Raw genomic sequence first — 18,644 nt, forward strand, 5'->3', positions numbered from 1 at the left:
GAATCAGGAGGAGAAAACAGATGACTGAACGAGACCCAATCGTGATCGTCGGCTCCGCCAGAACACCCATGGGCGGTTTCCAGGGGGATTTTGCCGGCGTTCCTGCCGCGACACTCGGCGCAACCGCCATCGAAGCTTCGCTTTCGCGCGCAGGATTGGCAAAGGATGCTGTCCAGGAAATTCTCATGGGCTGCGTGCTCTCCGCAGGGCAGGGTCAGGCGCCTGCGCGGCAAGCGGCGATTGCCGCCGGTCTGCCGCTTTCAGCTGGTGCTACGACCCTGAACAAGATGTGCGGGTCCGGCATGAAGGCCGTGATGCTGGCCCATGATCTCATTCACGCGGGCTCTTCGGATGTCGTCGTTGCCGGCGGCATGGAGAGCATGTCGAATGCACCTTATCTCTTGCCGAAGGCGCGCACGGGTCATCGCATGGGACATGGACAGGTTCTCGACCACATGTTTCTAGACGGCTTGGAGGATGCCTATGAGAAAGGTCGCCTGATGGGCACGTTCGCGGAGGATTGTGCCGAGGCCTACCAGTTTACGCGCGACGCCCAGGACGCCTTCGCACTGGCGTCGTTGGAGCGAGCCAGGCGGGCAACGACCGAAGGCCGTTTCGTGTCGGAGATTGCGCCGGTGCTGGTTTCGGCGGGAAAGAGTGAGACACGCGTTTCGATCGATGAGCAGCCGGGAAAGGCGCAGCCGGAAAAGATACCGAAGCTTCGCCCAGCATTCCGGGAAGGCGGTACCGTCACCGCCGCCAATGCATCATCCATTTCGGATGGCGCAGCAGCGCTCGTCCTGATGCGGGCATCTGAAGCCGAGCGGCGTGGTCTGGCGCCAAGGGCGCGCATTGTCGGTCACGCCAGCTACGCCAACGAGCCTTCGCTCTTTGCAACCGCCCCCATCGGCGCGCTGCGTCGGCTCTCGGAGCGGACGGGTTGGGCGTTGTCCGGTGTCGATCTCTTTGAGATCAACGAGGCATTCGCGGTGGTGGCCATGGCCGCCATGCGCGACCTCGATCTGCCGCATGATAAGGTCAACATCAATGGGGGCGCCTGTGCGCTCGGCCATCCCATTGGCGCTTCGGGTGCGCGGGTTATCGTCACGCTTCTTGCAGCACTGGAGGATAAGCGGCTCGATCGCGGCATGGCATCCGTCTGCATTGGCGGAGGTGAGGCCACCGCCATCGCAATCGAGAGGATAAACTGATGTTGCTCGACGACGTACAGGAACAGATCCGCGAGACGGCACGCGAGTTCGCCGTCAATCGACTGGCCCCTGGCGCTGCCGCACGGGATCGCGATCATACTTTCCCCCGGCAAGAGCTGACGGAGATGGGAGAACTTGGATTTCTCGGCATGCTCGTGACGGAAGATTATGGCGGCTCGCAAACCGGAACGGTCGCCTATGCGCTGGCATTGGAAGAAATTGCCGCGGCAGATGGAGCGTGCTCGACGATCCTGTCTGTTCACTCCTCTGTCGGCTGCGTGCCGATCTTACGTTTTGGCACGGAGGAGCAGAAGTCTCGCTTTCTTCCGAAAATGGCATCCGGCGCGTGGATCGGCGGCTTCGCCCTGACGGAAGCGCATGCCGGATCAGATGCGTCCGCATTGCGCAGCCGCGCGCGGCTTGATGGCGATCATTACGTTATCGACGGTTCGAAACAATTCATCACTTCCGGCAAAAACGGCAACGTCATCATCGTGTTCGCGGTCACCGATCCGGAGGCCGGCAAGAAGGGCATATCTGCCTTCATCGTGCCGACCGACACACCGGGCTACAATGTCGTTTCCGTCGAGCACAAGATGGGCCTCCATGGTTCCGATACCTGTGCGCTGGCATTCGATGGAATGCGTGTCCCGGTCGAAAACCGTTTGGGTGGCGAGGGCGATGGCTATCGGATTGCGCTCGCCAATCTTGAGGGTGGGCGCATTGGGATTGCGGCGCAGGCGGTCGGCATGGCGCGTGCGGCGTTTGAGGCCGCGACGGCCTATGCCAAGGAGCGCCAGAGTTTTGGCAAACCAATCATTGAGCATCAGGCTGTGGGCTTCAGCCTGGCGGACATGGCAACGCAGATCGAGGCGGCGCGCCAGCTCGTGCTGCACGCGGCCAGCCTGCGGGACGCGGGACGGCCATGCCTGACGGAGGCCTCCATGGCCAAGTTGTTTGCGTCGGAAATGGCAGAGAAGGTCTGTTCCGACGCAATTCAGGTGCATGGCGGTTATGGCTATCTTGCAGACTATCCTGTCGAGAGGATTTACCGAGATGTGCGTATTTGCCAGATTTACGAAGGCACCAGCGAGGTGCAGCGGCTGGTCATCGCAAGACAGCTCTAAGAGCCTCTGAGATCGGTACGCCTGCATGAACAGGGAGAGCGCTATGTCAGAATGTATCGAGATCAGCCGGGAGGGCCGTGTTGCTCTGATCAGGCTCAATCGTCCGGCGCAGCTCAACGCGTTGAACTCGCAGCTTGCACGCGACATGGTTTGCGCAGTGGAAGATCTCGAATCCGACAAGGACGTCGGGGCACTGGTCGTCACCGGCTCGGACAGAGCGTTCGCGGCGGGAGCAGACATCGCCGAAATGGCGGACAAGAGCGCACAGCAGATGATCGAGGAGGATTTCTTTGCGATCTGGTATCGCTTCGCGCGTAGTCGGTTGCCGAAGATTGCCGCCGTAAACGGTTATGCGTTGGGTGGCGGATGTGAGTTGATGATGATGTGCGATTTTGCCATCGCGGGCGAAAGCGCGAAGTTCGGCCAACCCGAAATCAAGCTCGGCGTCATCGCAGGCATGGGTGGAACGCAGCGCATGACGAAACCGATCGGCCGGGCCTTGTCGATGGATCTGCATTTGACCGGACGCATGATGGGAGCGGAAGAGGCCCTGCGTGCTGGTCTCATTGCGCGCGTCGTCCCCGACGCCGATGTGGTGCCGACTGCCATGGCGGCTGCGACACAGATCGCGGACTATTCGCGTTCTGCGGTGCGTCTTGTAAGAGAGACCGTGATGAAGGCCGACGAGCTATCGCTGCATGAGGGCATTCTTTACGAGCGCGCCATGTTTCATCGCCTGTTCGGTACGCCTGATCAGCGCGAAGGCATGGCCGCATTTGTCGAGAAGCGCAAACCCAATTTTCAAAGGGAGCAATAGCATGTCCGGAATGACCCCAACGGGCATCACATCCGATGAGACGGTTGTCGTCAGTCTGGAAGGCGCGTTGGGGCGCATCCATCTCAACCGTCCCGAAGCGCTCAACAGCCTCAACCTCGATATAGTCCGTAAAATCTCAGACGGGATTGACGCGCTGGAGGACAATCCCGCGGTTCGCGCGATCGCCCTGACCGGTGAGGGACGGGCCCTGTGCGCAGGCGGCGACATCAAGATGATTTGGCAAGTGGGTCGAACCGCTCCGCAAGAGGCTCTCGCGTTCTGGGCTGAGGAATATCGCCTGAACGCCAGGATCAGCCACCTGCGCAAGCCCTGGCTGGCTGTTATGGACGGCATCTGCATGGGCGGTGGCGTTGGCTTGTCGGTTCATGGCAGCCATCGTATCGTCACGGAGAAAACGCGCTTTGCGATGCCGGAAACCGGTATCGGCTATTTCCCCGATGTCGGCGGCACATGGGCACTGTCGCGCGCGCCGCAACACCTCGGTTTCTGGATCGGTCTTACCGGCGCGACGATCGGCGCTGCAGATACGATTGCTGCTGGTCTTGCCGACGCCATGGTCCCGTCCGAAGCCCTCCCGACTCTTTTGGCTGACATCGCATCGGGACAGGCGTTGGAAAGTGCGATCAAGGCGCATGCCGGCGATCCCGGTGTTTCGATGCTGAAAGATAATGCGGTCCTGATCGACAGCGTGTTCGCTTCGGGCGACATGGAGGAAATTTTTGCCGCCCTGCAGGCGAACGGGTCAGACTTCGCAAAAAGCACCCTGGCACTGCTCGAGGCGAAATCCCCTACCAGCCTGGTCTTGACCTTGCATTTGCTGCGCGCAGCGCAGAGCTCAGCCTCACTCGAAACCTGCCTCGACCGGGAATACGCCGCCGACGCATTGATCCTCGATGGCCACGATTTCTACGAGGGCGTGCGAGCGGCCGTCATCGACAAGGATCGCAATCCCATCTGGTCGCCCGCACGACTGGGAGAGGTTGATCAAGAGGGGCTCGTTTCCGCCATCAACCCGCTCCCTTCGCTGTTTTCAACGGCAACTGCGGACGATCTTTGAGGCAAGGAGAATAGATATGGTCCAGTCGATCGCCTTTATCGGTCTTGGCAACATGGGTGCGCCGATGGCCGGTAATCTGGTCAAGGCGGGTTACACCGTTACCGGCTTCGATGTCGCTGAGGCTGCGCGCAAAAACGCGACGGAGCGAGGCGTTCGGGTGGTTGAAACCATCGGTGGGGCGGTCGGCGGCGCGGATACCGTCATTACCATGCTTCCTAATGGCGAACTGGTGCTGGACGTCTGGAGGCAGCTTGTCGGCATTCTTTCACCCGGAACGCTCGTGATCGACAGTTCGACGATCGATGTGGAAGGCGCTCGGGCCGCGCATGGATTGCTGCCCGAATGCTTGACGATCGACGCGCCGGTTTCTGGTGGAACGGGCGGCGCCGAAGCCGGAACGCTGAGCTTCATGCTGGGTGGAGACGCTGCTGCAATCGAGGCCGCGCGTCCGGTTCTGGAACCGATGGCTGGACGCATCATCCCTTGTGGAGCGGCAGGTGCGGGCCAGGCAGCAAAGCTCTGCAACAACATGCTGCTCGGCATTTCGATGATTGGCGCGGCTGAAGCCTTCGTGCTTGGAGAGAAACTAGGTCTGGACCATCAGGCACTCTTTGATGTGATATCCACCTCATCCGGTCAATGCTGGTCGGTCAACACCTACTGCCCGGTGCCGGGTCCCGTTCCGACCTCGCCGGCGAACCGTGATTATGCCCCCGGATTTGCGAGCGCGTTGATGCTCAAGGATCTGCGCCTGGCAAACCAGGCAGCAACGGACTCCATGGCGATGACACCACTGGGTGCGCACGCCCTAAAACTCTATGAGGCTTTCGTTGCGTCAGGTCACGCCCACGAGGATTTCTCGGCGATTATCGCGCTTTTGAGGGCCGCCAAGTCAGTCGATGATGGGGGGATCGACTGACGACGGCAAGCTTGCCGGCTCTTCGGGGTAAGATTGACGCCTGGGCGTTTCTTACTCTCCGCGTGGATAGCGCTGGTTTTCCTCAAGCACATTGAGGTCCATGTGATTGCGCATATATCGCTCCGACGCCTTTTGCAGAGGCTGGTAGTCCCAAGGATAATAGGCGCCGTTGCGCAGCGCCTTGTAGACCACCCAGCGCCGTGCCTGGCTCTCGCGCACGGCCTCGTCGAAGGCGGGCAGCTTCCAGCGTCGGTCGATCTCTGCAGACAGCGCCGAAAGCACGTCGCGAAAGGCGGGATCGCCGGCAAGGTTGGTACGCTCTTCGGGGTCTGTCTCCAGATCGTAAAGCAGTGGTGGATCAGCGTCGCAGACCGAAAGCTTGTAGCGCCCGTCACGAAGAGCGACGAGTGGCGCAATAGAGCCTTCGGCCGCATATTCCATCGGCACAGGACCACGTGTGCCGGTCCCTGCGGCTAGGGGTGCCAGGTCCTCGCCATCCGTCCAGCGCTTCAACGAGGTGATGTCGAGCCCAGCCAATCCGCACAGCGTGGGTGTGACATCGAGGGTCGACACAGGTGCGTCGATCCTTGCAGGCATCCAGCCCGGCGCTGCGATCATCAACGGCACGCGCGCGGAGCCTTCGAAGAAGCACATCTTGAACCACAGCCCGCGTTCGCCGAGCATATCGCCATGGTCGGACAAAAACAGGATGATGGTGTCCTCCTCCATCCGGGTGGCTTTCAGGACTTGCAGGATCTCGCCGATCTTCTCGTCGATGTAGGAGATGTTGGCGAAGTAGCCGCGTCGTGCGCGCCTGATTTGCTCCGGCGTGATGTCGAACGCCTTGTGATCGCACGCTTCCAGCAGGCGTTTCGAATGCGGATCCTGATCCTCAAAGGCGATCGTTTCCGACCGCGGATCGAGTGCCGCACACTCCTCGTAGAGGTCCCAAAACTTCCTTCGGGCCACATAAGGATCGTGCGGATGAGTAAAGCTGACTGTGAGGCACCAGGGCCGTTCATCGAGGCGGCGTGACAGATCATAGAGTTTGCGCGTGGCGTTGTAGGCCACCTCGTCGTCATACTCCATCTGGTTGGTGATCTCGGCAACGCCCGCACCGGTGACGGAACCGAGATTGTGATACCACCAGTCGATACGTTCGCCGGGCTTGGTGTAATCAGGCGTCCAGCCGAAATCCGCCGGATAGATATCCGTCGTCAGGCGTTCCTCAAAGCCGTGCAGTTGGTCGGGCCCGACGAAGTGCATTTTTCCTGAAAGGCCCGTGTAATAGCCGCCCGCCCGCAGATGATGGGCATAGGTCGGTATGTCGGATGCGAATTCGGCGGCGTTGTCATAGACCCTTGTTCGACTGGGCAATTGACCGGACATGAAGGAGGCACGCGCCGGCGCGCAAAGCGGGCTTGCCGTGTAGGTATTGGCAAAGCGGACGGACCGCTCTGCCAATGCTTTCAGATGGGGCGCGTGCAGGAAATCCGCAGGTCCGTCGGGGAAAAACGTCCCGTTGAACTGGTCGGCCATCAGGATCAGGATATTGGGACGGGCCATGTCGAAATTTCCGGCTTCAGAGCCCAAGCTTTGCCTTGACGGCGGCATCACCCGGTTTGCCGTCCAATGTCGTCACCCCTTGCAGCCAACCGTCAATTGCTTTCGGGTCCGCCTTCAGCCAAGCCGTGGCCGCCGCTTTGGAGTCCTCGCCACCGAGAATTAAGCCCATCAAGCTGTTTTCCATGTCGATGTTGAACGTCAGGTTTTTGAACAGCTTCGCCGCATTCGGGCACTGCTGAGGCCAGCCGGTGCGCGCCAGCGTGTAGACTTCCGCGCCGCCGAAATTGGGACCGAAATAGGCGTCGCCGCCGGAAAGATAGGTGATGTCGATCTTCTTGTTCATCGGATGCGGAGCCCAGGCGAGGAAGACCACCGCCTTCTTGTCGCGACCTGCCCGCTCCACCTGCGCCAGCATGGCCTGCTCGCCGGATTCCACCAATTGCCAGCCTTTGAGGCCGAAGTCGTTGGCATCGATGATTTTCTGAATGTTCTGGTTCGCAGGCGCGCCCGGCTCGATCCCGTAGATCTTGCTTTCGAACTCGTCTGCATGCTTGGAGAGATCGGCGAAATCCTTCACGCCCTTCTCCGCCATATAGGCTGGCACCGCCAGCGTGAACTTGGCGCCTTCAAGATTTTTCGTCATAACTTCGGCGGCCTTGGCGGCCTTCATGTCATCGACAAAGGATTTCTGCGCTGGCATCCAGTTGCCAAGGAAGACGTCGATCTCGCTGTTTTTCATCGCCTGATAGCCGATCGGAACCGAGAGGGTTTTCACGTCTGCCTCATAGCCCAGCGAATCGAGCAGAACGGACGCCACACCATTCGTGGCGGTGATGTCGGTCCAGCCCGGATCACTCAGGCGGACCGTCTTGCAGGCCGCGTCGTCGGCGGCCTGAAGTGGAGTTGAGAAGGCTGCCACCGATAAAAACAGACCAGCGGCTATGCGATGCAGGCGATAATCGATTTTCATTGTGGTTCCCCTTTATTAGTTTCGTTTATTGAACGCAGCATTGTTTTTGCCTGTAAAGCAGGTATTTTTCGATAGTTGGCATAAGGAATTTTAATGTCAGAGCGACCGCTCGATCTTGGCTGGATGCGCATTTTCACCGAGGTGGCTCGTCGCGGCAGCCTGACGGCAGCGGCTGCATCGCTCAGACTGACCCAGCCGGCTGTCAGCTACCAGATCCGCAGGCTCGAGGATGAACTTGGTGTTGCCCTGATCCGCCGCAAACATCGTGGGATAGAACTCACCGCAGAAGGGCAGCGGCTCTTCGAGGTCGCGTCGCGCAGTGTCGACGCCATCGATCTTGTGGCGGGCCAACTGCGCAAAACGGACGAGCGTCAGACGATCCGCCTACACACGGACTATGCGTTTTCGTCACTGTGGTTGATCCCGCGCATGCACGGCTTTCGTGTCCTCAATCCCGATATCAATATCCAGATCGTCGCGACACAGGACCCGCTGGGGCAGGGTAAGCACGACAGCGACGTGATGGTGATCTTCGGGACAAAGCAGGATGCAGGCGAGGGAGCAGTCCTGCTGCTTTCTGAAAAAGTCACTCCGGTGTGTGCGCCCGCCATGCTGGCGGGATCGGCTCCTACGAGCATCGCAGATTTCTCCAGACGTAAACTCATTCATCTCGAAAATAATTCTCAGACGCACTGGTACGACTGGGCCGACTACCTCACTCAACTCGGCGTGGAGCGAGCACCTGAACACAGCGGCGGCGACATCAGCTTCAACAACTACGCGATGGTCGTGCAGGCAAGCATCTGCGAACAGGGTTTCGCGCTCGGCTGGGCGGGATTGATCGATCCTCTGCTGGAGGCGGGTGTGCTGGTAACCGCTGGTCCGAGCCTTGATGCACCGAACCGCGGCTACTGGTTGATGCGACCCAAGAGCAAAGACGTGGCGGTGGGTAAGCTGACAGAGTGGCTTATTGGCGAGCGGCACTAAAATCTCTGACGAGGCTTGTATCAGAGAGGCTCAATGCATCCCGCCACCGCCAGCCTTCGTATCGACGTTGCGCAGGATCAATGCCAGCGGAACCGCGAGTATGGAAATCACCGCCAGGACAAAAAACACGTCGATATAGGCAAGGTAGCTCGCCTGAGCGCCGACCTGCTGGCCGATGAGCGCCATGGCCTGGTTTTGTGCGTCCACCACAGAGGAGCCACGCTCCGCGAAGAAGCCCTGCAGGTTCTGCATGGTTTGATGATAGGCCGGATCCGCGGGATTAACGTGTTCGACCAACCTGCTCTGATGCCACTGCTCGCGATGGGCCAGTACGTTGGAGGCGATTGAGACGCCGATCGAGCCGCCGGTGTTGCGGGCTGCGTTGATGAGGGCGGACGCCTGGTCTGTCTGGTCGGGTCGCAGACCGTCGTAGGAGGCGGCGGTTATCGGGATGAAGATCAGCGGCAGGCCGAGACCGAGAATGCAGCGGGACCATACGAAGAAGCTGAAATCCGCATCGGGGCTGAGGCGCGTCAGGTCGTACATGGAGAGGGCAACCATGGTCGCGCCAACGGCGATCAGGTATTTTGGCTGGATGCGGGACGTCAACTGGCCGGCCATGAACATCATGAACATGGTCACCAGACCGCCTGGGGATAGCGCCAGGCCCGCCCAGGTGGCGGTATAGCCATAATTTTCCTGCAGCACCTGCGGCACGAACTGGGTGGTGGCGATGAGGATGGCGCCGATTGCGAGCATCACGATCATGCACGAACCGAACTGTCGGGTTGCGATGAGACGCACATCGAGTACCGGGTTCTTCGCTGTCAGCAGCCAGGGAATCGATGCCGCCAGTGCGGCAAAGCAGATGACCGCTGTGACGATGATGAAGGTCGAGTCGAACCAATCCTCGATCTGGCCGCGATCGAGCATGAGTTCAAGCGATCCGAGGAACGTCGCGACCAGCAAGAAACCGATAATATCGAAACGAATGCCGCGTAGGCGCATCTCTTCGCGCTTTTTTTTCTGGTCGTCGGAATCGTTGACCAGGAAATAGACGAGCAGGAAAGCAAAAATGCCGACAGGCCCGTTGATCAGGAAACACCAATGCCAGGAGAGATTGTCGGACAGCCAGCCGCCAAGTGTCGGGCCGACGACGGGTGCGACCACCACGGCGATGCCGAAAATCGCAAAGGCCTGGCCGCGTTTTGCCGGAGGAAAAGCGTCGGTGAGGATCGATTGCGACACTGGCACCATGCCGCCGCCTGCAAAGCCCTGGATCATGCGAAAGACGAGAAGTGACGGCAGATCCCATGCCAGACCGCACATGACAGAGGCGACCGTGAACATGGCAAGGCAGACGAGGTAGAACCGCTTGCGACCATAACGCTGGGCAATGAAGCTGGAAGCGATTAGCGCTATGGCGTTGGAGACGAGATAGGTGGTGACGACCCAGGACGCCTCGTCGGAACTAACGGCCAAGCCGCCGGAAATATAGCGCAGAGCGACGTTGGCGATGGTGGTGTCGAGCACCTCCATGAACACGGCGAGCGCCACAACGACCGCCACCAACCACGGATTGGTGGTGCGGCGACTCGCCATTGCGCCGGTTCCGCCTGTCGCTGTCGCGGTTGCCATATCCGGTCCTCGATCCTGATGTCTGGATTAGCCTCTAGGGCGAACGGTCACGGTGGGTTCGACCGACATACCCGGACCGATGGAGACATCCTTCGGCCAATTATCAACCGTAATCTTCACCGGCACGCGCTGGGTGACCTTCACATAGTTGCCTGTAGCGTTCTCTGCCGGGAGCAGCGAGAAGGCGGTGCCGGAACCCGGCTGCACGGAGTCGACCTTGCCGTGCAGAAGGTGATCCGGATAGGCGTCAATCGTGAGGTCCACCGGCTGGCCGGGGCGCATATCGGCCAGTTGCGTTTCCTTGAAATTGGCTGTGACCCAAATCTCATCGGGCACGAACATGGCGATGGCCTGGCCCGCCTGGACAAATTGCCCCTTTGCACCACTGATCTTCACCACGCGACCGGGCTGTGCAGCGGTGAGCGTCGTGTAGTCGAGATTCTGGTCGGCGCTTTCCTTCTGGGCCTCTGCTTGCTTCAGGCTCGCCTCGGCGTTGGTGCGCTGTGCTTCCGCGGCGACCTTGTTCTTCATTGCCGAACTGATGTTGGCCTGGGCTTCCGCATATGCCGCCTGAGCCTGGCGCAGGTTAGATTCTGCCTGCTGGGATGTCTGCAGGCTGCCGGCGCCGCCCTGCTGCAATTGGCGCTGCCGGTTGGCCTCGTCTTTCGCAAACTGCAGAGCGGCGCCCGATGAGGCCTCGCGCGCCTTTGCTTCATCGATCGCAGCCGACGCGACATCTATCTGTGCCGTTGCATTGATAATCGATGCCTTGGCCGCTTCCACCTGCGCCTCGGCCTGATCCACGGCGATCTGATAATCGCGCGGGGCTATTTTGGCGATCACGGCGCCAGCCGCGACATGGGCGTTGTCGGTAACGGCGACATCTTCCAGATAACCGGAGACCTTCGTCGCGAGCGCAAAACTGCGCGCATCGACAAAGGCGTCGTCCGTCGTCTCGTAAGGATAGAAATAGACGAGCCAGACGAAATAAGTAGCAATCCCGAGCCCAATAAGACCAGCAATGATGAGCGCCGTCCAATAGGGATGTCGGCGTATCACTGATGGCTTCTTGTCTTCCTGCTTTGGTTGTTGACCGTCGGTCTTTGTCTGAAGCTCGCGATCCTGCGGATCGCCGTTTTGCTTCGCTTCGTTTTCGGAAACGGCGCGCTGAGCTTGAACCACGATATGCCTCTAAAAATAAGCTGAATATTCGACCTCAACGCAAGACAAACTTAAAAGTTCCGGGCAAAGTTGCACCGCAAAAAAATCCTGAGAGTGCCTCGTTTTCTTTGACGCGACGTCCTCTCAGATGACGTTTGCGTGGTCAGAAACGCACTGAGGTTTCACGGGCTGGTGGTGTCCTTGCCGGCGTTGTGAAACTTGTTCTCGCGGCGTTTGCCGAAGAGCCGCAACGTTTCAAGATGCTCGCGCTGCGCGACGTAGAAGGCATTCAAAAACTCCAGTTCCTTGCCTGGCGTCACAGCTTCGGGGTAACCGATCTTTTTGATGATCGCCTGGGCAATCTCAGTGGCCTGCTTGTCGCGCAGACGCGTGTTTGGATCTCTGAGCAGGCCTTCCAGGGTCTGCAACTCATAGCTTCCGTAAATATCCAGCTGTTCCGGTCTGAACTCGAACCCCGCCTGGGTCGCCTTGATGGTGGATGTGGCGGCTGCAAGATCGGGCAGGAGGACTGAGCGGGGATTTTCAATGACGAGCGTCCCAGCCATGAGATCGCCGAGCCGTTGCCGCCGATTGCTGGATAAAGTGACGGCCACCACGATGACGAGCCAGAAGAGGGTTGTCCATGTCAACCAGACGGGTGACTCTGAAAATATCAGGCCTAAAGGCGTGAATATCTCCACCTCCTTCATGAGATTTCGCGTGGCAATCTGATGCGGCGTCAGGCGGCGGCCTTCGACATTCACAACACGGATACCGGCGATCCGTTTTCCCAGCGTGCGGCCATTCCAAATCAGTTCTGACAAAATGTAATAGGGCGTCCGCAACAGGAATCCCAAAAGCGCAATCGCCGTTGCTCTGGCGCTTTCCTCCAATGCGCCACTCAGCGAAAGCACAATGATGCAGATGAGCGCGATGACGAAGGTCATCACGAAGTCGATGAATTGCGCGCCCAGCCGCGATGCGACAGACGCGATGTCAAGGTGAAGCGCAACGCCTTCCGGCGGCATCAGTTCTTCGACACGCTTGCCGTCGCGAAAGATCAGGCTCATCGCTCGGTCTCTTTCGATGGCGTCCTGTCGCGGCCCGACAAGGTCAGCCAAGCTACCCACAGAGCCCCCACACCCCACCCGATCGCGATCCGCCACAATGGGTCTTGAATGGTCTGGCGCAAGAAACCTTCCAGAAAAGCGGCAGCAATGAGCATGATGGCTGCAAGGAAGGCGAGCTTGACGGCATCGTGGGCCTGTTGCCGCAAGGCATCTTTGCGGCGCAACGCGCCGGGCAGGAGGACGGCGAGCCCGAGACGCGCGCCACCCGCGCAAGCAATGGCAATTGCCGCGAGTTCCGTGACGCCGTGGATGGAAAGCCAGGCGAACACGTCGTAGCCCAGGCCATGTTGGGAGAACATGGCGAAAAATACGCCCAGTATCATGCCATTGTAAAAGGTCAGTGCGAAGCTTGGAATGGCGGCGAAGATGCCAAGGGTGAAAATCAAAACGGCAATCGTCGTGTTGTGGGAAAAAAGGTAAGCCATAAAGGCCGCCAACTCGTCGGTGGCGTGCCCCTCATTTCCGTAGATCGTCGATCGAAGCAGGTCCGCCGAGGCGGAGGGCGTGCGATCGCCCGCCAGATCGGTCGGCACAAGCGCATAAAACCAGCTGTGATCGTCGATATAGAGTTTGTACCCAACGGCGGCCCCGAGGATCAGTGCGAAAAAGCCGATGAACAAGGGGAGGTAGGACCGTCGTACGGCCTGCGGGATACCACGGATCAACAGCCGGCTTATCAAGCCACTCACGCTTTCCTGCGGTGCATAGACCACGAGATAGGCGCGGGCGCACAGGCTCTCGAGATAGGATATCAGCGCCTTGTCCAGCGATATGTCGCGCGCGACGCTGAGCGAATTCATCGCTTGCCTGTAGCCAGAGGTGAGCGTGCGCACCTCATCATAGTTGAGTGTGGCCACGCCGCGCTTTTCGACCCGTGTCACAAGCTGGTCGAGCACCCGCCATTGTGCCTCCCGCTCGGCTCGAAACCGGGCCGAGCGCAGCATGTCCAACGGCGCTGGTGGCTGCGTCGGCGCGCTTGGCATGGCTACATTAAGATCGACATTTGGCCCGGTCATAGCATCTCGCGAGATTTGATTTCGATGTAGCGGCCAATCAGATCGGATGTGAGCGCTTCAGGCGTGCTGTCGAGGCACATCACGCCGAGACGGGAAAGCGTTTCCAGGACGGTTCGACGCTCCTGCGAAATCTGGCGGGCGGCAACCGATCGTGCGACACTGTCCAGCGTCAAGATGTCGGGTTCGATCAGTGTCTTGATACTGGGGTCACTTAGCGCGATGTAGACGATGAAATGCTGCTTCGCCAAGGTGCGGATCGTTTCTACCATCAGTTCGGCCGTCGTACTGTCCACGAAGTCGGAAAAGATGATGATGAGCGAGCGCCGCTTCAATTGACCGGCGAGATAGGTAAGGCCGAGCGTATGGTTGGTTTCGTGCGCCTCGTAGCGCAATGTAGCACAGGCTGATTGCACCCTGGTGAAAGCGGCACGCCCAGGCGTGGCGGGCAGGAACAGGCGGGGCCGGCTGTCGAAATTGTAGAAGCCGACCAGATCACCGGCCTGTCCAGCTGCCCAACACGTTGCGAGTGCGGAATTGATGGCGCGGTCGAGCTTTGCGATACCGGCAATTTTTTCGGCCATCAGGCGCCCGGAATCGACGCATAGAATGATTTGCTGATTGCGCTCGGCCGTCAGGTCCCGCACGACGAGGCTGCGCATGCGCGCGGAGCGCTTCCAGTCGATGCTGCGCGTGTCCATGCCAACTGCAAATTCGCGCAGCTGGTGAAACTCAGATCCCTGTCCGCTCAGCCTCATGTCTTTGCTGCCAGCCTCAAGCGGCAGGATCTGTGTGTTGATCGCTCCGGACAGCACGGGCGAAATGTCGGGCGCGACGGTGATCTTGCGGGCGATGGGTGCGCGAACAACGACTTCAAGTAGCTTTAGCCGCGAAGTCCATTTCAGCCAGATCGTCTCGACCTTGAACACCCCGCGGCGCGTCAGGCGGATATCCATGGACGATGTGGTCGTCGCTTTTCGGTTGGCTTCGTGATCGAAAGTGGTGACGTCCTGGGCCACAAGCTCGGGCGGCAGATCAAGCCGGGCTTCCATCTTCAAGGGCAAGGCGCCGCGATGCGGCGAAAGCTCCACCGACAATTGCACATTGTGGCCGACGAAACCTCGGCTCGGCAGATCAAAGGCGATCTCGATCCGCTTCGACCAAACCGAGAGCGCAATATCGAGCAAGACCGCTATTCCCACGATGCCCCAAAGACCCATGATCACGATATCGACACCGGGCCACCACACGGCCGTCAGCACCGTCAGCGCGGTCATGATCAGAACGAGAGCAATGAGGGAAGAAGAGGGGCGCATTTATCGCGGTGCATCCATACGGTTCAGGATGGTGCGAAGCACGTCTTCGGTCGTCCGGCCATCGATTTCCGCTGCGGGAGAGAGGATGATGCGATGGCGCAAGGCTGGCACCATCAGTGCCTGAACGTCGTCCGGTAGGCCGTATTGACGTCCTCCGAAAGCTGCCCGCACGCGCACCGCTGCCGATAGCGCGTCGGCTGCGCGTGTCGAGGCACCTTGGAGTATCTCCGGATCGGAGCGTGTCGCCCGGACGAGATCGACGATGTAGGTGAGGATGCTGTCGTCGAGATGAATGCTGTCGATCAGCGCCCGGCCCTCGGCAAGAATGGAGCTGGTGACGAGCGGCCGAATGCCCACTTCGTTCAATTTCGTCTGGATCGGTTGATCCGCATGACGTTTCAGGATGGCGATTTCTGTCTCACGATCGGGAAAATCGATGACGAGTTTGAAGAGAAAGCGATCAAGCTGCGCTTCTGGCAGGGGGTAGGTGCCATGCTGCTCGATGGGGTTCTGGGTGGCGAGCACGAAGAAGTCCAGGCCAAGCGGATAATCGGTACCGTCGATCGTCACCATGCGCTCATTCATGGCCTGCAAAAGGGCGGATTGGGTCTTTGGGGGCGCTCGGTTGATTTCATCGGCAAGCAGGATGTTGGTGAAGACCGGGCCTTTGGTCAGATGGAATTGACTGGTCTGGAAGTTGAAGAGGTTCACGCCCAGAACATCGCTCGGCATCAGGTCCGGCGTGAATTGAATGCGCCGGTACTGCAGGTCCATGATGGCCGAGACCGAACGCGCAAGCAAGGTCTTGGCGGTGCCGGGTGGTCCTTCGAGAAGGCAGTGGCCGCGCGCAAAGATCGAGATCAGGATCATATCAATGAGGGCGTCCTGCCCCTGCACGGTCTTGGCGATCTCGCCGCGTATCGCGACAACCAGATTGCGAAACTCATCTAGATTCAAGCTTGATGCTCCCTAGTCGTTTTTTAAATGTTTCAAGATGCCGATGCAGATCGGACTGGGTCATGGATTTGCCTCGGTTCATAAGCTCTTTCGATATCGCTTCGAAAGCCTCGGCACTGGAACGGTCGCGCAAGGCAAGATGGCGAAACATCCGTTCGATACCGGCATCGTTGGCTGCATGGGGTCCAAACAAGAGGCCAGCTTTGTCGGCCAGCAGGTTGTGAACAAATTGCGCGGTCATGCGTCCGTCATTGCCGGACAGGCGCAGAAGCCGGGCGGTCGCTTCTGTAGCCGCAGCTTTTGACAGATCGGATGTCGCCTCGTTCGTCAGCGGTTTGCCGAAACGGACCGCGCCGCGCCAGAAACAGACCGCAGCCAGGAGGATGATGGCACCCCAGATGAACCATAAGTGAAATGCGAGAAAACGATCGGGATCAGCGGCGTTGGACGCAACTGCGTCAGCTGTCGCAAGATAGACTGGGCGCCTGCCGAAAAGGCCGCGCAACTCGTCGATCATGGAGATGGCAAAATCGGCATTTTCGCCGAGCGCCAGCCCATGATTATTGAGGAGATCGGGATCAGAAATAACATAGAAGTCAAAATCGAAAGTACATTTTAGCAGCAGCGCGCCCGCTTGAAGTCCAGCCATTTCCACGCAGTTCGAGGGGGTTTGGTCGCGGGAAAAGACCTGTGCTTGATAGATCCTAATCGTCTCGACACGGTGTCTTAGAATGGATTGTTGCGCCTGCCTGAAACGCGGTCCCGTCCTTTTGATGTGAAGATTGGGGATACCGATCCGGGCGAGGGCGTCGTCGATGTCGGATGACGGTATCAGAGCGTCTTCACGCGCAACGCCCTGCTCAAGACGATCGGCTCGCCATTTTGGTAATACGATCAGGGTTGGGGTGATGCTGGGTTTGTCGCCGAAGACCGCTGAATGCATACTTCTGTCGCCATCGCCTATTATCCGACCGGCTCTGGACCAAGGCAGCGGCACGATGCGGAGCGAGGCGCGCGAGACTGGCGAGTTGGTCGACGGGTCGGTGCGCGCAACCTGGATGCCCGAGGACCGCAGCCAGACTTCCAGTCCCATGTAGCCGGTGGGGGAGCGATCAAAATCTGCGTTCTCCTGAGCCAATCCTGCGCCGGCATGCGTCAGTGTGCTGAACAGCACGACCAAAAGGAGGATCAAGCGGGACCTAAACACGAGCCGAACCTCCACTGAAAAGCAGAGGCTGTGCTACCTGCAACAGTTCCGAAAAATCGCTTTCCGCAGGGACCTTCCCACCATAATGGGCGAGTTCAGTCTGTAAAAGCAGACGCCGCAACTCGTCCCGATGCTCCATCTTCTTGGGGAGTCTAACAAACACCGTCCGTTCGGTATCCGAACGTAAGACATGCGTTCCCGTCCGCTTGGCCGATTGAAGCAGGCATTGCCTCAGCAATTGCACAAGCGCCTCCCTTCGATCCGGCATGGCGGCGATGTGTGCCAGGAAATCGCGCGGCTTTTCGTTGGCGTCACGTGTGGTGCTTTGCCAGTTTTCCGGTTTCTCGCTTCGGTTCGGCTGCGTCGCCATCGGTGCGCGCGACAACAAGACACCGCCGCTGCCGAAAAACATCCACAGGACGATGATGGCAACGAGGACGATGAGGACGATGAGCACACCCAGAAAGCCACCGAAGGCGGGCGGGCTCGACACCGCCGGTGCCACCTCGGAAGGCTTAGGGGCCTCCGGCTTTGCCTGGGTCGGCCCCTCGGGATAGGTCAGCGTGCAGCGCACTCCATTTTGGAGGCACTGTGCCTTGTAATTGTCGGCGCTCCCCAACGGCTCTTGAGCCACCGCTCCCACCGGAGCGGTCGCAACCGACCATAAGACAGCCAGCCACAACAAGGGCTTCAACTGGCGTTTCAGGCAAACACCTCTGCGGAGGACTGCGGGCTCAGAGGGTCCAGGCCAAACTTGTTGGGACCTTTTGTTCCGGGAAGGATAAAGATCACGAGCATTGCAATAGGTGCTAGTAAGCCAACAATGGGCACGAAGGTCACAACCGAAAGGCCGAGAAACCACCAACCGGAAATGTTGCGGTCATGGAAGCGGCGAACGGCCACAGATATCGTCGGTAGAAACATTCCGAGAGTTATTAACGTCGAAACGATCCCTATAACGATGACCCATGGTGGGAGATCTTGTCCGGGCTCGCGACCTACGGAGAGAAATCCAACAACAAACGACCAGCCGAATGATACCAAGTATATGAAAACCTGAAACCACCAAAATTCAGATCGGCTGGCTCTGCCAGAGAAGGTCGCATATTTCTCCTTGAGAACCGTCCGAACCGCTTCTTTAAAACCCATTTTACACCCCGTTCTGCCCCATGCTGATTATCTGTGATCTTTCAAGAGTTCAGTGTTTGACGCTCCTGTACCATGCCGAAGCCTCTAACTCAGTCTGCGCTTGTCCTCATCGAGTGCCGCAGAGCACATGTAGGCCGCAAGCTTGATCTACTTCTTCAAACCCCGTGACGAACGAAACCGACCTCTGCTCCGATCTTAGAGGGCTGCACGTCAAAACACGCTCAGATTGTATTGAAGACACTTCGATCATTCCGCATTACGGTTTATTGCCAGATGGTTTGCCTGCCCGGCGTGTCTTCAATCATTAGTGCAAAATCGTGATACTTCAACAGGGAGATGTTTTATTTTCCAATGAAAACACAGGATTAGCTGCGCGAAATATAAATGTAATATTTAGA

17 protein-coding genes are annotated in these 18,644 nt (G+C 58.9%); 6 read left to right on the top strand and 11 right to left on the bottom strand.

Annotated elements, in window-relative coordinates:
- Positions 1-20 precede the first annotated feature (20 nt).
- The 5 genes from EYC79_RS10510 to mmsB are packed head-to-tail and all read left to right on the top strand — an operon-like array spanning position 21 to position 5,152.
- Positions 21-1,211 (top strand): acetyl-CoA C-acyltransferase, encoded by a 1,191-nt coding sequence (locus EYC79_RS10510; RefSeq protein WP_130977935.1) that lies wholly within the window; start codon positions 21-23, stop codon positions 1,209-1,211.
- On the top strand, positions 1,211-2,338 hold the full coding sequence (locus EYC79_RS10515; protein WP_130977936.1) for an acyl-CoA dehydrogenase family protein: 1,128 nt from the start codon (positions 1,211-1,213) through the stop codon (positions 2,336-2,338). Before EYC79_RS10510 ends, EYC79_RS10515 begins: the two co-directional genes overlap by 1 nt.
- Positions 2,339-2,381: 43 nt before the next feature.
- Positions 2,382-3,155 (top strand): enoyl-CoA hydratase-related protein, encoded by a 774-nt coding sequence (locus EYC79_RS10520; protein WP_130977937.1) that lies wholly within the window; start codon positions 2,382-2,384, stop codon positions 3,153-3,155.
- A 1-nt stretch (position 3,156) separates the two neighbouring features.
- Positions 3,157-4,233 carry an enoyl-CoA hydratase/isomerase family protein gene (locus tag EYC79_RS10525; protein WP_335625465.1) on the top strand — a complete coding sequence of 359 codons (1,077 nt, stop codon included), beginning with the start codon at positions 3,157-3,159 and terminating at the stop codon, positions 4,231-4,233.
- A 16-nt stretch (positions 4,234-4,249) separates the two neighbouring features.
- Positions 4,250-5,152 carry a 3-hydroxyisobutyrate dehydrogenase gene (mmsB, locus tag EYC79_RS10530; RefSeq protein WP_130977938.1) on the top strand — a complete coding sequence of 301 codons (903 nt, stop codon included), beginning with the start codon at positions 4,250-4,252 and terminating at the stop codon, positions 5,150-5,152.
- A 51-nt stretch (positions 5,153-5,203) separates the two neighbouring features.
- Here the strand turns inward: mmsB and betC are convergent, their stop codons facing one another.
- The gene (gene betC, locus EYC79_RS10535) at positions 5,204-6,718 is read right to left on the bottom strand and encodes a choline-sulfatase (RefSeq protein WP_130977939.1); all 1,515 of its coding nucleotides are present in this window, start codon (positions 6,716-6,718) and stop codon (positions 5,204-5,206) included.
- Between the two features lie 16 nt (positions 6,719-6,734).
- Positions 6,735-7,688 carry a choline ABC transporter substrate-binding protein gene (locus EYC79_RS10540; protein WP_130977940.1) on the bottom strand — a complete coding sequence of 318 codons (954 nt, stop codon included), beginning with the start codon at positions 7,686-7,688 and terminating at the stop codon, positions 6,735-6,737.
- Between the two features lie 93 nt (positions 7,689-7,781).
- On the opposite strand from EYC79_RS10540, the gene EYC79_RS10545 reads away from it, so the two are divergent.
- Positions 7,782-8,675: a choline sulfate utilization transcriptional regulator gene (locus EYC79_RS10545; protein WP_130977941.1), complete on the top strand. Its 894-nt coding sequence runs from the start codon at positions 7,782-7,784 to the stop codon at positions 8,673-8,675.
- Between the two features lie 30 nt (positions 8,676-8,705).
- Here the strand turns inward: EYC79_RS10545 and EYC79_RS10550 are convergent, their stop codons facing one another.
- The 9 genes from EYC79_RS10550 to EYC79_RS10590 all read right to left on the bottom strand — a co-directional run bounded on the left by EYC79_RS10550 (position 8,706) and on the right by EYC79_RS10590 (position 18,246).
- A complete protein-coding gene (locus tag EYC79_RS10550; protein ID WP_130977942.1) occupies positions 8,706-10,313 on the bottom strand; it encodes a DHA2 family efflux MFS transporter permease subunit in 1,608 nt (535 codons plus the stop codon).
- A gap of 27 nt (positions 10,314-10,340) precedes the next feature.
- Positions 10,341-11,495, bottom strand: a complete 1,155-nt coding sequence (locus EYC79_RS10555; protein WP_245495255.1) for an HlyD family secretion protein — start codon at positions 11,493-11,495, stop codon at positions 10,341-10,343.
- A gap of 161 nt (positions 11,496-11,656) precedes the next feature.
- On the bottom strand, positions 11,657-12,544 hold the full coding sequence (locus tag EYC79_RS10560) for an RDD family protein (protein ID WP_130977943.1): 888 nt from the start codon (positions 12,542-12,544) through the stop codon (positions 11,657-11,659).
- Positions 12,541-13,587, bottom strand: coding sequence for a stage II sporulation protein M (locus EYC79_RS10565; RefSeq protein ID WP_130978084.1), 1,047 nt, complete (start codon positions 13,585-13,587; stop codon positions 12,541-12,543). Before EYC79_RS10565 ends, EYC79_RS10560 begins: the two co-directional genes overlap by 4 nt.
- A 29-nt stretch (positions 13,588-13,616) precedes the next feature.
- Positions 13,617-14,933, bottom strand: a complete 1,317-nt coding sequence (locus tag EYC79_RS10570; RefSeq protein WP_130977944.1) for a DUF58 domain-containing protein — start codon at positions 14,931-14,933, stop codon at positions 13,617-13,619.
- On the bottom strand, positions 14,934-15,890 hold the full coding sequence (locus tag EYC79_RS10575) for an AAA family ATPase (protein WP_130977945.1): 957 nt from the start codon (positions 15,888-15,890) through the stop codon (positions 14,934-14,936).
- Positions 15,877-17,064 (bottom strand): hypothetical protein, encoded by a 1,188-nt coding sequence (locus EYC79_RS10580; RefSeq protein WP_418122547.1) that lies wholly within the window; start codon positions 17,062-17,064, stop codon positions 15,877-15,879. Before EYC79_RS10580 ends, EYC79_RS10575 begins: the two co-directional genes overlap by 14 nt.
- Before the next feature lie 25 nt (positions 17,065-17,089).
- Positions 17,090-17,731: a hypothetical protein gene (locus EYC79_RS10585; protein WP_130977947.1), complete on the bottom strand. Its 642-nt coding sequence runs from the start codon at positions 17,729-17,731 to the stop codon at positions 17,090-17,092.
- 68 nt (positions 17,732-17,799) lie between these two features.
- A complete protein-coding gene (locus tag EYC79_RS10590; protein WP_130977948.1) occupies positions 17,800-18,246 on the bottom strand; it encodes a DUF805 domain-containing protein in 447 nt (148 codons plus the stop codon).
- Between the last annotated feature and the right edge of the window lie 398 nt (positions 18,247-18,644).

Source organism: Agrobacterium cavarae (assembly GCF_004310285.1).
Classification (GTDB): domain Bacteria; phylum Pseudomonadota; class Alphaproteobacteria; order Rhizobiales; family Rhizobiaceae; genus Agrobacterium; species Agrobacterium cavarae.